The organism is Sphingobium sp. B10D7B (genome assembly GCF_025961955.1).
Lineage (GTDB): Bacteria > Pseudomonadota > Alphaproteobacteria > Sphingomonadales > Sphingomonadaceae > Sphingobium.
The window spans coordinates 2,777,074-2,792,831 of the sequence record NZ_JAOQOQ010000001.1; the positions used below are offsets into that span (position 1 = coordinate 2,777,074).

9 protein-coding genes are annotated in these 15,758 nt (G+C 64.1%); 6 read left to right on the plus strand and 3 right to left on the minus strand.

The features are described from left to right. Positions 1–155: 155 nt before the first annotated feature. Positions 156–2,324, plus strand: a complete 2,169-nt coding sequence (locus M2331_RS13135) for a sugar nucleotide-binding protein (RefSeq protein WP_264592392.1) — start codon at positions 156–158, stop codon at positions 2,322–2,324. A 21-nt stretch (positions 2,325–2,345) separates the two neighbouring features. Here M2331_RS13135 and M2331_RS13140 read toward each other — a convergent pair whose 3' ends face one another. From M2331_RS13140 to M2331_RS13150, 3 genes are all read right to left on the minus strand, one after another. Then, a complete protein-coding gene (locus M2331_RS13140) occupies positions 2,346–4,772 on the minus strand; it encodes a PAS domain-containing sensor histidine kinase (RefSeq protein ID WP_181560691.1) in 2,427 nt (808 codons plus the stop codon). Further along, entirely contained in the window at positions 4,772–6,265 is a 1,494-nt protein-coding gene (locus tag M2331_RS13145; RefSeq protein ID WP_220128562.1) for an ATPase domain-containing protein, read from the minus strand. The genes M2331_RS13140 and M2331_RS13145 overlap by 1 nt, the downstream gene beginning before the upstream one ends. Before the next feature lie 196 nt (positions 6,266–6,461). Then, on the minus strand, positions 6,462–7,997 hold the full coding sequence (locus M2331_RS13150; RefSeq protein ID WP_181560693.1) for a right-handed parallel beta-helix repeat-containing protein: 1,536 nt from the start codon (positions 7,995–7,997) through the stop codon (positions 6,462–6,464). Between the two features lie 270 nt (positions 7,998–8,267). Between M2331_RS13150 and M2331_RS13155 the strand changes: the two genes are divergently transcribed. From M2331_RS13155 to treZ, 5 genes are all read left to right on the plus strand, one after another. Then, complete coding sequence (locus M2331_RS13155) at positions 8,268–9,392, plus strand: DUF47 family protein (RefSeq protein ID WP_264572309.1); 1,125 nt, start codon at positions 8,268–8,270, stop codon at positions 9,390–9,392. A gap of 12 nt (positions 9,393–9,404) precedes the next feature. Next, a complete protein-coding gene (locus M2331_RS13160) occupies positions 9,405–10,418 on the plus strand; it encodes an inorganic phosphate transporter (protein ID WP_181560695.1) in 1,014 nt (337 codons plus the stop codon). Between the two features lie 232 nt (positions 10,419–10,650). Next, positions 10,651–11,883, plus strand: a complete 1,233-nt coding sequence (locus tag M2331_RS13165) for a glucose-1-phosphate adenylyltransferase family protein (protein WP_181560696.1) — start codon at positions 10,651–10,653, stop codon at positions 11,881–11,883. Further along, entirely contained in the window at positions 11,880–14,030 is a 2,151-nt protein-coding gene (gene glgX, locus M2331_RS13170) for a glycogen debranching protein GlgX (protein ID WP_264592393.1), read from the plus strand. The genes M2331_RS13165 and glgX overlap by 4 nt, the downstream gene beginning before the upstream one ends. Then, a complete protein-coding gene (gene treZ, locus M2331_RS13175; protein WP_181560697.1) occupies positions 14,027–15,757 on the plus strand; it encodes a malto-oligosyltrehalose trehalohydrolase in 1,731 nt (576 codons plus the stop codon). Before glgX ends, treZ begins: the two co-directional genes overlap by 4 nt. Position 15,758 lies beyond the last annotated feature (1 nt).

Genomic DNA, 15,758 nt, shown 5'->3' on the forward strand with positions numbered 1-15,758 from the left:
ATCGGCAACAATGCGCGCACAGCATCCTTGCTCCCGCTTATTTACCACGATTGATCGATATCAATACGATAGTGCCAGCACGACTTTGATTGGAGGCGAACGGGGGGCCGGGTTGGTATATGCTCGGTGCACGGCCATCGCCGTATGAGGTTCCCTTGGACGCCGTATCGACCCAGCTTGCCCCTCTCGCCCTGTGGGGCGGGTGCGAATGCACGATCAATCGCGTCGGGGATGATTATCTCGATCAGTCGACGCGGAGCGGGCACAGCAATCGACCCGAAGATCTGGATCGCTTGGCCGGACTGGGCGTGACGGCGCTTCGCTACCCCTTGCTTTGGGAGAGCTTTGCCCAAAGCGACCAGCGCGAGGCGCTTTGGGCGTGGCACGCCGACCGGCTGGGGCGCCTGCGCGCGCTTGGCATCCGCCCGATCCTTGGCCTGATCCATCATGGCAGCGGTCCCGCCCCCACCCACTTGCTGGATCCGGCATTTGCGGCGGGTCTTGCCGATCACGCGCGGGAGGCGGCGGAGCGGTTCCCCTGGGTCCAGGATTGGACGCCGGTCAACGAGCCGCTCACCACCGCGCGCTTTTCCGCCCTTTATGGTCATTGGTATCCCCATCTTCGCGACGAGACGGCTTTCTGGACCGCGCTCCTCAACCAGGTCGATGCCATCCGCGGGGCGATGGACGCGATCCGCAAAATCATTCCCGCGGCGCGCCTCGTTCAAACAGAGGATCTGGGGCACACGGACGCGACACCGCAGCGGGCCGCTCAGGCAGGCTTCGACAATCATCGCCGCTGGGCGACCTGGGATTTGCTGACCGGCCGCCTGATAGCGGGGCACGCGCTTTGGGATCATCTCGAGGGTCTGGGACTGTCGGATCGTCTGCGCGACATCGCTTCCGCGCCATGCCCGCCAGCCATCATCGGCCTCAATCACTACCTCACCAGCGACCGCTTCCTCGACCACCGGCTGGAGCGCCACCCCCCGGCCAGCCATGGCGCTTGTGCCATCGGGCCGGTTGCCGATGTCGAAGCGGTCAGAGCCATAGCTCACCCGCCGGGCCTTGAAGGCGCCGTTCGCGCTGCCTGGGAACGCTATGGGGTGCCCATCGTGCTCACCGAGGTGCACAATGGCTGCACGCGCGAGGAGCAGATGCGCTGGCTCGACGAAGCCTGGACAACGGCCACGGCGCTCCGCGCGGACGGCCTCTGCATCGACGCGGTGACGGTCTGGAGCCTGTTCGGCGCGTTCGACTGGGACAGCCTGCTCACCCAAAAGGCCGGCCATTATGAGAGCGGCGTGTTCGACGTGCGGGGCGCCCAGCCGCGAGAGACCGCTTTGGCGCCGATGATGCGCGCACTGGCAGGAGGCGCAAGGCCGGCTCATCCCGTCCTGCATGGACAGGGATGGTGGCGTCGACCCGGGCGCCTCACCGGGGCTGCGACAGAGCCACGCGCGATCGATGTACCGCCGGCTCCAGAAGCGCGCCCGCTCTTGATCTTGGGTGCAACCGGAACCTTGGGCCAGGCCTTTGCGGGGGCCTGTTCGCTCCGTGATATCGATCATCGGCTGGTCGGACGAGACGTCATCGACCTGCACGATGCCGCCACGATTGCCGACGCGCTGGATCGGTTGCGGCCCTGGGCCGTCATCAACTGCGCAGGCTGGGTGCGGGTGGATGAAGCAGAGGGCAGCGCCGATGCCTGCCTTGCAACCAATTTCACAGGCTGCGTCGCCCTTGCAGCCGCCTGCGCGCAACGCGACATCCATTATAGCTGCTTCTCCAGCGACCTCGTCTTCGATGGCCATGGCCGGCGCGCTTATGTGGAAAGCGACGCGCCAGCGCCGCTCAACGTCTACGGAGAGAGCAAGGCACGCGCTGAGGCGGGTGTTCTGGCGGCTGGCGGGCGCGCGCTGGTCATCAGGACCGCATCCTTCTTCTCACCCTATGATCCGCACAATTTCGCCATGCATCTGGTGGCGGCGCTGCGGACCGAACGCGTATTTCACGCCGTGGGGGACTGCATCACCTCGCCCACTTATGTGCCCGATCTCGTCCGCGCCACGCTCGACCTCGTGATCGACGACGAGTGCGGCATCTGGCACCTCACCAGCGACGGCGCTTTCTCTTGGGCGCAGTTTGCGCATGCCGTGGGCGAAAGGATGGACCTGCCAACCGATCTGATCGAAACGGTCTCCATCGACGCGATGAACTGGCCGGCGCGGCGGCCCCGCCATGCGCCGATGAGCAGCGAGCGCGGCCTGATCATGCCCAGCCTGGCTTCGGCAATCGACCGGTTTGCCCTGCACCTTGGCTGAGCCCAGGTTCGCCGCCCCAGCCTAGGCCTTTTCGAGAACGGCCCGGATCTTGGCCGCGAGCTGCTCGACCGTGAAGGGCTTGCCGAGAAGCTCCACACCGGGATCGACAACGCCGTTGTGGACAACGGCGTTGCGCGTATAGCCGCTGGTATAGAGCACCTTCAGGTCCGGCCGGCGGCGGCACGCTTCATCGGCGAGTTTCCGTCCGTTGATGTCCGGCATGATGATGTCCGTGAACAAGAGCGTGATCTCCGGATGCTCGTCCAGCACGCGGAGCGCCGCATGTCCGCCATCCGCTTCCAGCACGCGATAGCCCAGTTCGACCAGCGCATCGACGCTGAAGCGGCGGACGGCGGCCTCGTCCTCAACCACCAGAATGACCTCCTGCTCATCGCCCCTCGGCAGGTCGGCCCGTACCTGTTCGATCTCTCCGGCGACCTCGCCATAGAAGCGCGGGAGATAGATCTTGATCGTCGTCCCTTCGCCCGGCTCGGAATAGATTTTGATATGCCCGCCCGACTGCCGGACAAATCCGTACACCTGGCTCAGCCCCAGACCGGTGCCCTTGCCCACCGCCTTGGTGGTGAAGAAGGGATCGAACGCCTTGGCGATGACGTCGTCCGGCATGCCCGTGCCGGTGTCGGTCACGGCGATCATCACATATTGGCCCGCCGGAACGCCGAAATTCTCCGCGGCATAGCGATCATCGGCGTGCGTGTTTTGCGTTTCAATCGTCAGGTGTCCGCCATCTGGCATGGCATCGCGGGCATTGACCGCGAGATTGACGATCGCGTTTTCAAGCTGATTGCGGTCGGCATGGGTGCGCCACACGCCCGCCGCAAGAACCGTCTCCAGCCGGACATCGCCGCCCAGCGAATGCAGCAGGAGCTCGGACATGCCCGAGACGAGCTTGTTGGGATCGAGCACCTCGGGATTGAGCGGCTGCTGGCGCGAGAATGCCAGGAGGCGATGGGTCAGGGTGGCAGCGCGTTCCGCGCCGTCGATCGCGGCGTCGATATAGCGTTTCGCGCGCTCGTCATCGGGCATGACGCGCCGGCTCAACAGGTCGAGTGAGCCGATCACCACGGCCAGCATATTGTTGAAGTCATGCGCGATGCCGCCGGTCAATTGGCCGACAGCTTCCATTTTCTGCGCCTGGCGGAGGGCTGCCTGCGCCTGCTCGCGCACGGCCACCTCCTCGGTCACGCGACGCTCGAGATGCTCGTTGAGCTCCCGCAGTTCCGCCTCGGCCCGCTTGCGCGCCGTCACGTCAATCGCCGTGCCGACGACGCGCAGGCACCGCCCGGCCTCGTCGAAGACGCCGCGTCCCTTGGCGGCGACCCAGCGCACCAGCCCATCTTCCTTGCCGATCGTCCGATATTCGACGTCATAGATCGCGCGGACATTCGGGTCTGCGGCCGCCAGATAGGCTTCGGTGGTATGCGCGCGATCGTCGGGATGGAGGCCTTCGTAAAAATCCTGCATCGACACTTCGACATCGGGCGAGATGCCGAACACCCCTTTCACGATGGGTGGCCAGATCAGAACATCGTTGACCACGTCGACGTCCCAGAAGCCGACCTCGGCGGCATCCGTCGCCAGCCGCAGCCGCTCCTCGCTGATGGCGAGCTCGGCCCGGACGCGCATCCGCTCGGATAGATCGAGCATCGCCCCGATCATGCGCAAGGCCTGCCCCTGCGCATCCCGGATGATGTGGCCGCGATCGAAGACGTGGGCGTAGCTCCCGTCGCCCCGCCTGAACCGATATTCTCCGCTCCAGCTGTCCGACGAGCCGTCAATCGCTGCGTGGATGGTCCTGTCGACCTCGTCCCGGTCGTCAGGGTGGATCTGCGCGATCCACCATTCTCCGCTATTCTCGATCTGGTCGGCCGGGTGGCCATAAGCGATGGAGAGCGCGTCGTTCCAGGTCACATAGTCGGTGACGAAATCCCAATCCCAGATGGCGTCGTTCGTCGCCTTGCTCGCCAGGCGGTAGCGTTCCTCGACCGCGCGAATATCCTCAAGCCGGGTTCGCGCTTCATATTGCCGCCGGCGCGCCCGCAGCGCAGCCGTGGCGACGCTGACCAATGTGGTCGGGTGAAAGGGGCGTTCGAGAAAGGTCACGTTGCCGAGCAATTCGAGATGGCGGCCGGCGGCAGGATTGCGCTCGACGCCGCCGCCGCGCTGGGTGAGCAGGACGAAGGGCAGATCGGACCATTCCTGTTGCGCGGCGATGAGCTCCACCAGCGGCCTCAGATCGGCCGCCTTGACCGCTTCATCGGTCATCATCACGAACCCAAGACCCTGTGCGAGGCGCGCGACCAGCGCATCGAGCGACGGGACAATCTCGGTTTCGATGCCGGCCTGGTTGAGGATGGCGGCGGCGATCTCTGCATCCCGACCGTGAGGGGCGAGGATGACGGCACGCTCCGAAAAAGTGCGGTTCATCAGCCGCGCTTGTCCTGGCCGAGGTCCATCAGATTGCCGGCACCGACCATCGTGGGGATGCCACGCAACACACCCTGAAAATGCGTCAGCGGCTCGCCGATGGTGATGCCTTGTGCGTCGATACGATATTCGCGGATCGTATTCTCATGGACGCCCGAGCGCTTCTTGACGATCGAGATGGCCCGCCGGACATGGCCCACCGCCTCGAAATAGCGCAGCAGCACGACCGTATCGGCCAGATAGGTGATGTCCACCGGCGCCTGCATGTCTCCCACCACGCCATGCTGCGTGACGGTGAGGAACGTGCTCGCGCCGCGCCGATTGAGATATTGCAACAGCTCGTGAATGTGGAGGACAAGCGCGCTCTCCTCGGGCATCGCCGCGCGATATCCGTTCAGGCTGTCGATCACGACGGTGCGGATGCCATGCTCCTCGACGGTCGCGCGCACCCGATGAGCAAACTCGCCGGGCGACATTTCGGCTGCATCGACCTGCTCGATGATGAGCTTGCCGTCCGCGACCAGCCGGCTCACATCGATGCCAAGCCCCTTGGCCCGATCGGCCAGCAAGCCGAGTTCCTCATCGAAGACGAACATGGCTGCCGTCTCTCCGCGCGCAATGCACCCTTTTATGAGATTGAGCGCCAGGAGGGATTTGCCCGTTCCCGTCGGGCCGAGGATCAGCGTGCTGGTGCCGGAGTCAAAGCCCCCGCCGAGCAGGGCATTGAGTTCGGCGCTTTCCGTCGGCGCGGTGGCCCGCACGAAATCGGATTTATGCTCCAGCGACACCAGTCTGGGGAAAACCCGCACACCGCCGGTATTGATCACGAAATCATGATAGCCGCCGCGGTAGCGCTGGCCGCGATATTTGAGCATCCGCAGCCGGCGGCGTTCCGAGCCGTAGAGCGGTGCCAGTTCCTCAAGCCGCAGCACACCATGAGCGACGCTGTGCACCGTCTTGTCATTGGTGTCGGAGGTCAGATCGTCGAGCATCAGCACGGTTGCATTATGCTTGGCGAAATAGTGCTTCAGCGCCAGAATCTGGCGACGGTAGCGCAGCGAGCTTTGCGCGAGCAGCCGGATTTCCGAGAGACTGTCGATCACCATCCGCTGCGGCTTGACCCGCTCGATCGCCTCGAGGATGCGCTTTGTGGTTTCGCCCAGTTCGAGGTCGGAGGAGTAGAGCAGGCTCTGCTGCTGATTCTCGTCCAGCAGCGTCTCGGGCGGTACGAGTTCGAAAATGTGGAAATGCTCGTTCAGCGCCCAGCAGTGCGAGGCAGCGGTCTCACGCAGTTCCTCCTCGGTTTCGGACAGGGTGATATACAGCCCCCGCTCCCCCGCCTCTGCGCCGTTCATGAGGAACTGGCTTGCGATGGTCGTCTTGCCGGTACCGGGATCGCCCTCGACGAGGAACAGCCTGCCGCAGGCAAAGCCGCCCGCCGTCACATCATCAAGCCCCTCAATCCCACTCGACGCCTTCGCCGTCCGATCCATCCGCATATCTCCCTTCGCAAACGCCGGACCGTCTCCGCACGTCCACCGCTCCCGAAAAGAGCAAGCTGAAAACCCACGATAGAGGATTGCGATCCCTCCGTCTCTCAGGATTGCGCGGGCGCAACGCTTTAATTTGAAATTGCGATGTTGGCCCTGCCCGCTGGGAATGCGCTAAGAACCCGAAAGCTGAAGCCCCCTACCGTCGCGCCTCGAAGACCGACGCGCGGCGGGGCGTGAGCAGCTTTACCGGCGCGCCCAGTTCTCGCTCCAGCATGGCGAGCATCCACTGGCGGTGGCGCGCGAGATAATCCGCGAAGCCGTCCGGCTTGGCCGGGTCGAATGTCGGCACCGCCCAATCGAGCGAGGGGGCCTTATAGTCAGCCTTCATCAGGCCGACCTCGTCGCGGGGCGGATCGACATGAGCGCCGAGATAGTCGTTGCCCGTGAAGCGAATGAACTGAGCCGGAGAGAAGCCGGCCGAGATCAGATAATCCGGCCCCTGACGGCCGACCTCGCTGCCATAACGCGCCGTGCCCGCCACCGCGAAGCGATTGTTGCGGAAGCGGACGTCGCTCGCCCAGCCCTGCCACTCGGTGGCGACCACCATCTGGACGTCCTTGCCCTTGGCGACGTGGATCACATTCTTCTCGATCAAGGCGTCCGAAATCGTGCCTGACAACTGGAAGATGCGCGTCCCGTCATTCTGGCTGACATTGTGACGCACCACTGTGCCGCGATTGCCGATATTGTCCTTGTCATTGGCTTTAGGCGAGCAGATCAGCAGAAAGCCGCCGGCATTATCGTGACTGTAATTGTACGCGATGGTCGTCCGGCGCGAGTTGAAGTCGGAATCGAAACCCTGACCGTCATAGCGCGTGCGGGTGTAGGCAGCTTCATTGAGCTGGATGAGGCTGTGATCCGTGCTCCACTGCCAGATTCCGGCGCTGTATCCGGGCGCCCGGCCGGCGGCATAGCGGACGATATTATGCTCGATCAGCGCGCCATCGGTGCCACGCGGCACGATGCCGTCGCCGCCAACGTCTTCCAGATAATTGTCCCGGATCACGATATCATAGCTTGGATACCAGCGCGCGGCGGTGACCTGATCGCTGATCCCGGCAATGCCGGAGCGGTCGACACGCCAGATGATGTTGCGCTCGATCGCAAGGTCATCGAAACGGGTCGGAAAGCGCGGGCCGAGCGCCTGAAAGACGATGCCGCCATTGTCCTTGCGATCGTTCGTGCCGCGCACATCATGGATGTACATGTCGCTGATGCGGATGCCGCGGACGACGCCGACATTTTCGGCCGACACGAGCACGCCATAGCGCGAGCCGGCAGGCGGGCCGTCATTGGTCAGTTCAAGGCCGCTCACCGTCACATAGCTTGCGTTCAGGATCGCCACCGCATGAGGTGAGACGCCGCCAGCGTCGATGCGGGGGCGCGCGCCCGAGCCGGTTGCGCCGACCACAATGGGCGCCCCTCTACTGCCCGATTGGGTGATGGTGAGCGGTTCTTTCCAGACCGACCCTGCGGCCAGCAGAACCCTGTCGCCCGGCTTGAGTTTCACGTTGCCCAACCGGGCGAGCGACCGAAACGGCTGCGTTGCAACCCGACCGTCGAAACGATCGTCGCCCGTGATCGCGTTCACATGATAGGTCTCTGCTCTGGCATGGGCAGCGGTGAGGCTGAGCGCCACCGCGATGAGCTTGAGGCCTCTGCCGGAGCGCATGAAACGCAGGGCTCGGCCTTGCGGGCCAGCGCCGGGATTGCTGAGGTCTGGCGAAGGCCGGGGAACATGGGCGGAGTAGAGGGTCGGAAGCAGCGTGCTGAACATAGTGCGGCAGAGGGCCTTGAAGATCGAACGGTCCTCGCTCTAGCGGCAAGGGCATGAATGTCGAATGACCCGCTGCTCTTCAGGGCACATCGCGCGCGGTTGACTGTTGCAACTGACATAAAACTGTCACAATGGGCGCCACGCGCTCTGCTGAGGGGACAAACAATCAAACAGATTGCGGCACTACCCTATCGGGCTGAAGGCGATGCGCTGGATGCACCGATCCGGATTCTGCTCATCACCTCGCGCGAGACGAAGCGCTGGGTGATTCCCAAGGGCAATGGGTCAGCGGGCAAGCTCCCGCATCAGGCGGCCGCGGCCGAAGCCGAGGAAGAAGCCGGCATCGTCGGGGCCGTCTGCCCGACGCCGTTGGGGACCTACCGCTACCGCAAAAGGCGGCGTAACGGCGCCAATTTGATGGTGGACGTCGAGGTGTTCCCGCTGGCGGTCAATCGGGAACTCACAGACTGGAAAGAGCAGCACGAACGCGAGCGGCGGTGGTTCAGCCTCAGCGAGGCGGCCGATGCCGTCGACGAGCCCGATCTAAGCGATCTGATCCGATCTTTCGCAGCATCCGAGTTCAAGGCGGCGACACGGCGCCAATCGGTGATGGACACCGTTGCGCATACTTCAGGGATAAGCAGGATGTTTGGTTGGTTTCAGCGCCTTTTGCCCAAGCAGGGCAATTTCTTCGATCTGTTCGAAGCGCATGTCCAGACCGTGGTCGCCGGCGCCGACGCGCTGACCCGGCTGCTGCATGACGGGGACAGCCGCGATGACCATATTCGCGAGGTGATCGAGCGGGAAACCGATGCCGACGAGATCATCCGCGAGGTGCTTCACCTCGTCCGCAAGACGTTCCTCACGCCGTTCGACCGCAGCGCGATTATCAGTCTCGTGAGTTCGACCGACGATGCGATCGATGAGATGCAGTCGGCAGTGGCGGCCATCGACATCTATGACGTGCACGACTTCGATCAGGAAATGAAGGACATGGCAGCGATCATCGTCGACAGCACGCGCGTGCTGGCGGAAGCCATGCCGCTGCTGCGCAATGTCGCACAAAACGGCAAGCGCCTGCATGAACTGACCGAGCGGCTGGTGCGGATGGAAGGCCATGCCGACGCCATCCACAGCGAGGGGCTGAAGCAGGCCTATCGAAAGTTCCGGACGGCCGATCCCATGGCGTTCATCGTCCGGCGCGAGATCTACAAGCATCTGGAGCGGATCGTCGACGCGCTCGAGGATGTCGCGAATGCGATTGACGGCATCGTGATCGACCATAGCTGAGCGCACAGGGTCATGCACAACCTCGCTTTTCCGCTGCTGGTCGGCCTGATCGTCATCGCGCTCGCATTCGATTATCTCAATGGCTTGCACGATGCCGCCAACTCGATCGCGACCGTGGTGGCGACGCGCCTGCTCGGCCCGGTCGCGGCGGTGGTCTTCGCGGCCTTCTTCAATTTCGCGGCCTATTTTCTCATGCTGGCCTTCCCCAGCCTGCACAAGGTCGCCGAGACCATCGGCGCCGGCCTCGTCAGTCAGGATCTGATTACGCCGGCCGTCATCTTCGGCGCGCTGATCGGCGCCATGTTCTGGAATGTGGTGACGTGGCTCAAGGGCATTCCCTCCTCCAGCAGCCATGCCCTGATCGGCGGCCTCATCGGCGCGGGGATGGCCCATGCCGGCATCTCCGGCATCCAGTGGAGCGGCCTCAACAAGACGCTGATCGCCATCGTGCTCTCGCCCACGCTGGGCATGCTGCTCTCCATGCTGATCATGCTGGCGACGAGCTGGGTGTTCCGCCGGGCCACCGCTCGTGGCGCCGAGCATGCGTTTCGCTATCTGCACCTGTTGTCCTCGGCCGCCTATTCCGTCAGCCACGGCCTCAATGACGCGCAGAAGACCATGGGCATCATCACGGTGCTGCTCTATTCGACCGGCTATCTCACCGGCGAATTCGCGGTGCCGCACTGGGTGGCGATTGCCTGCTATATCGCGATCGCGCTGGGCACGCTGACGGGCGGCTGGAAGATCATCGAGACGATGGGCTCGCGGATCACCAAGCTCTCGCAGCACCAGGGATTCAGCGCCTCGCTTGGCGGCTCGATCATGGTGTTCACGGCCTCGCTGATGGGCATCCCCGTCTCGACCACCCACACGATTACCGGCTGCGTGATCGGGGCGGGCACCGCGCGACGGGCCTCCGCCGTGCGGTGGGGCGTGGCGCAGAGCGTCATGATCGCCTGGATCATCACCATCCCGGCGTCAGCGGTCGTCGGCGCAGCCTTCTATTTTCTGGCCCGGCTGTTCTGATCTTGCGCCCCTCGTGAGGGGCTAGCCAAACACCGACGTTGCGGCCGGCTTGGCGGCTGGCACAGTGGCGCCTCTATTGCCGGTATCGGCGCGGCTTCGTCCGCCGCACGCTCCGGGCCATGTCACTCCCCAAGGGGCGGCAACAAAAATCGCTTAACATATGTAAAGACAGGGAACAGTGCGCGTTGCCGTTGGTTAATCAGGCGAAGATTTCCTTTGACCTGAGGTAGATATGAGCCAATCGAATGCCCGGCATGCGACTTCTGCGGCGCTGGCTCTTGTCTTGGCAGGCGGTCGGGGCAGTCGCCTTCATGATCTGACCAGCGCGCTCGCCAAACCTGCTCTGCCGGTTGGCGATGTGGGCAGACTCATCGATTTCACGCTGGCGAACGTCGCCAATTCCGGCATCCCCCGCGCACTGGTGCTCACGCAATATGAGCCCGACGAGCTGCATCGCCATTTGAGCCAGACATGGCAGCGCTTTGGCGGCATCGAGCTGGACGTGCTCGACGGCAATGAATGCGGCCCCTTCAACGGAACGGCGGACGCGGTCGTCAAGATCAGCGACCAGATCGACCAGGAAGCGCCGGATCATGTCGTAGTTCTCGCGGGCGATCACCTTTATCAGATGGACTACCGGCCGTTCATCGAACGCCACATGCTGAGCAACGCGAAAGTGACGGTCGGCGCGGTGCACGTCCCGCTGGCCGACGCCGACCAATTCGGTGTCATGACGGCTGGCGCGGATGGCCTGATCACCGATTTCGCGGAGAAGCCGGCCTCGCCTGCGGAAGCGCCGGACCGTCCCGGTCATGCCTTTGCATCGATGGGCATCTATGTCTTCACCTGGCAGCTGCTGCGGCAGGTGCTGGCCGAACTGGCTCCGCTCCATGAGGATCTGGATTTCGGCAAGCATGTCCTGCCCCGGCTGGTGGCCGAGCGAGGCGCCTATGTCTACGCGCTGCCCGGGCGTGGGCAGGCCGCGCCCCTGTGGCGCGATCTTGGCACGGTGGATGCCTATCATGGCATTCATGCCGATATCGCCAGCGGCCGGGTCGCGCTCGATCCCTCTTGGCCGGTTGCCGGGCGGCGCGCCATTGGCCTGCCGGTGCGGTCGGCCCCGGTTTCCGACCGTCCGGCCTGGCCGGGCCATATGATCGGCCAGGGTGCCAGCGTCGGCGAGCGAGCCCAGCTTCGCAACGTCGTGGTGATGCCCGGCGCGCGCGTCGGCTCGGATGTGCGCATCGACAATGCGATCGTCACCGGCGATGCCGTCATTCCCGACGGCTTCGATCTCTCCGCAGCGCTCAGGCAGTGCGGCGACAGCTGTCTCGTCTCGGAAGGCGGCATTCGCCTCCTGTCCGCGCAGGCGATGAGCCGGCTCGCCGGCGCGAAACGATCCGCCAAGCCCCGTTATGCCTCGGCAGATGAGGGCGCCCGGAGAATGCTGGCGCCCGGACTTTGACCCAGGCAGACGATATCGGCCTGGAGCCAGACGCGACGCCTTTGGCCTTCGCAAAGCCGGACAGGCTGCACCATGAACTGGGCGCCGAATATACCGGTGACGGCGTTCATTTTGCGGTCTTTTCCGAAAACGCCGAGGCCATCGAACTCTCGCTCTTCTCGGACGATGGGGAACAAGAGGTTCAGCGGCTCGAACTGCCCCGACGCGAAGGCTCGATCCACTCGGGCTTTCTCCCCGGCCTCAAGCCCGGTCAACTCTATGGCTATCGCGCGCACGGCCCCTATGAGCCCGAGCAGGGCCATCGCTTCAACCCCAACAAGCTGCTGCTCGACCCCTATGCGCGGGAAGTATCCGGCACGCTCAGATGGGACGATGCGCTGTGGGGCTATGATCTCCTGAGTGGCGACGATCTGACGTTCGACACCCGGGATTCGGCCCCGTTCATGGTCAAGAGCGTGGTGCAGAACCCCGATTTCGATTGGGAAGGAGACGCGGCGCTGCGTCTCCCATGGACCGAGACGATCATCTACGAAGCGCATGTGCGCGGCCTCACCATGACGCACCCCGATGTACCGGAGGAACTGCGCGGCACCTATGCCGGCATGGTGTGCGAGCCGATTCTCGACCATCTTCGCAAGCTTGGCGTCTCCGCCATCGAGCTGTTGCCCTGCCAGTTCTTCCTCGATGATCGCAGCCTGCTGGAGCGCGGGCTCTCCAATTATTGGGGCTATCAGACGCTCGGCTATTTCGCCCCGGAAACCCGCTTCCTCCAGCAGGGCGAGGGCGTCCCCGGTGCCATTCGCCAGTTCAAGGAGATGGTGAAGCGCTTCCACCGGGTCGGCATCGAAGTGATCATGGATGTGGTCTACAACCACACCGCCGAAGGATCGGAACGCGGCCCGACGCTCTGCTTCCGCGGCCTCGACAATGCGGCTTATTATGTCCTGTCGCCGGACCATCCGCGATACTCGTTCGACCAGACCGGCACGGGGAACACGCTCTCTGTGGCGCACCCCATGGTGCTGCGGATGGTGCTCGATTCACTGCGCTACTGGGTGCAGGTCATGCATGTCGACGGGTTCCGTTTCGATCTCGCCTCGACATTGGGGCGGCAGGCGGCGGGGTTCGATCGCGAAGGGACGTTCTTCGGCGCGATCCGGCAGGACCCCATCCTCGCCGGTGTGAAGCTGATCGCCGAGCCTTGGGACGTGGGGGAAGGCGGCTATCAGGTCGGCGGCTTTCCTGCGCCGTTCCGCGAATGGAACGACAAGTTCCGCGATACCGTGCGCGGGTTCTGGCGCGGCGATGGCAGTCTGATCGGCGATGTGGCCGGGAGCCTGCTGGGCTCACCCGAACAGTTCAACCATTCGGACCGGAGCCCCACCTCCTCGGTGAATTTCCTCGCCGCTCATGATGGCTTCACGCTGATGGACTGCGTGTCGTTCAACGACAAACATAACGAGGCCAATGGCGAGAATGGCGCGGACGGCCATGATCACAATCTGTCCGCCAATATGGGCACCGAAGGCGCAACCGACGACGGCGATATCCGCGCGGCACGCAGCCAGCGCCGCCGGAACATGATCGCGACGATGCTGCTCAGTCAAGGCGTGCCGATGATCCTGAGCGGGGACGAAATCGGCAACAGCCAGCAGGGCAATAACAACGTCTACTGCCAGGACAATGAGACGGCGTGGATCTCATGGGCCGAGCGGGACGATGCGTTTCTCGATTTCGTGCAGCGGATGGTCCGCTTCCGCCTCGATCATCCGGTCCTTGCGCAGGAGACATTCCTGCTCGGCGATGCGGGGGACGATGGGCGAACGGAAGTCGCCTGGTATCAGCCCGACGGGCGCGAGATGGACGAAGCGGTGTGGGCAGAAACGGAGTTACGCGTCCTTGGTCTGTTCATCGACCATTCCGCGCGAGCGGCCTTCCTTGACGATGAGAATATCGGTGCGCTCTTCATCATCGTGAACGCAGGCGACGCGCTCGACTTCACCCTGCCCCACCCCAATGGCATCGCGCACTGGACGCGCATTTTGGATACCGCCAGCGCCGATCCCTTCAGCGAAGAGCCGTGCGAGGGCGATGTTCTCGCCATCCCGGCCAACAGCGTGTGCGTCTACGCGCCGACCGCACGATGACCGGCCATCATTTCCGCAAGGGCTGGGGCGCAGAGCCCGAGGAAGACGGGCAATGGCGCTTCTCGCTCTGGTCGCCGGATCGCGAAGCGGTGGCAGTCGAGATCGACGGCGTGTCGACCGCTTTGGCGCAGGGCGAAGATGGCTGGTTCTTCGGCACCGCTGCGGCTCGACCGGGAGCCTCCTACGGCTTTCGCATCGGGGACAGGCTCTATCCCGATCCGGCAGCGCGGGCACAGATGGGCGATGTTCACGGCCCCTCGCGCCTGGTCGACCCTCGCGCCTTCCAATGGTCCGCCGACTGGGCGGGTCTCCCTTGGCATCAGGCGGTCATCTATGAGCTTCATCTCGGAACGTTCACGCCCGAGGGCACATTTGCTGCCGCGCAAAGGGCATTGCCGCGCCTGAAAAGCCTCGGCGTGACGGTCGTCGAGCTGATGCCGGTCGCCCAGTTCGAGGGCACGCACGGCTGGGGATATGATGGTGTGCTGCTCTATGCGCCCCATCCTTGCTATGGCGGTGCGGACGGCCTCAAGCAGTTCGTGGATGCGGCCCACAAGCTCGGCATCGCGGTAATGCTCGATGTGGTCTATAATCATTTCGGTCCCTCGGGCAATTATCTGCCCGTCTGGTGCCCGTCCTTCTTCCACGCCTCGGCCCGCACCCCCTGGGGGGACGGCATTGCCTTCGATGTGCCCGCCGTTCGCGCCTTCTTTCTCGACAACGCCCTGTTCTGGCTGGAGGAATATCAGCTCGACGGGCTGCGCCTGGACGCCGTTCAAGCCATTGCCGACCAGACCACCGAGGACTTTCTGGCGGATCTCGGCAAGGCTGTTCGCGCGCGCGACTGGGGACGCCCGATCCATCTGGTGACCGAGGATGAGCGCAACCTCGTCGACTATCTCGCGCCGGATGCGCCCTTCAATGCCAGCTGGAACGATGACTGGCACCACGCGATCCACTGCCTGCTGACCGGGGAAGACGAGAGCTATTACGCCCCCTTCGCCGTCGATCCGCTGGCGGACATCGAGCTAGCGCTGCGCGATGGATATGTCGAGCAGGGGCAGGAGCGCCCCCCGCATGATCATTTGCGCGGCGAGCCATCCGCCCTGCTGCCCCGCACAGCGTTCATCAATTTTCTGGGCAATCACGATCAGGTCGGCAATCGCGCGCAGGGCGAGCGGTTGCACCATCTGGTGGCGGACCGCGCCGCGCTGCGGGTGGTGACGGCCCTGACGCTGCTGACGCCCTTCACGCCGATGCTGTTCATGGGCGATGAGTTCCTGACCGAAGCGCCGTTCCTGTTCTTCACGGATTTCACGGGCGATCTGGCGGAAGCGGTGCGCACCGGCCGCGCGCGGGAGTTTGAGAAATTCACGTCCTTCGCCGGCACCGTGCCCGACCCCAATGATCCGCAGACGGCCGCCCGCTCGATGATCGGGCATGCCGCAACCGATGCGCAGCGCGAGCATGAAGCCTTTGTGCGCGATCTTCTTGCACTGCGAGCCTTCCATATCACGCCGCTCCTCGCGCAGACGGAACGGCCCAAGGCAGCCGTCACGCGCGAGGGCGCGGCGTTCGATGCGCGATGGGAGTTTGAAACGGCGGCCCTGCACGTCCGTTTGCTGCTTGGCGGCGAGGATGTTTCCACGCCCACCGACCCCTTCTTCGTGGAGGCTGCGCAAGGAAGCGGCTTCGCTTTCGCCGCCGCCGTTCGAAAGGACCAATGAC

Coding starts and splice junctions, on each gene's coding strand:
- M2331_RS13165 (WP_181560696.1), top strand. CDS start 10,651: ATGAGCCAATCGAATGCCCGGCATGCGACTTCTGCGGCGCTGGCTCTT.
- M2331_RS13145 (WP_220128562.1), bottom strand. CDS start 6,265: ATGGATCGGACGGCGAAGGCGTCGAGTGGGATTGAGGGGCTTGATGAT.
- M2331_RS13150 (WP_181560693.1), bottom strand. CDS start 7,997: ATGCGCTCCGGCAGAGGCCTCAAGCTCATCGCGGTGGCGCTCAGCCTC.
- M2331_RS13160 (WP_181560695.1), top strand. CDS start 9,405: ATGCACAACCTCGCTTTTCCGCTGCTGGTCGGCCTGATCGTCATCGCG.
- M2331_RS13140 (WP_181560691.1), bottom strand. CDS start 4,772: ATGAACCGCACTTTTTCGGAGCGTGCCGTCATCCTCGCCCCTCACGGT.
- treZ (WP_181560697.1), top strand. CDS start 14,027: ATGACCGGCCATCATTTCCGCAAGGGCTGGGGCGCAGAGCCCGAGGAA.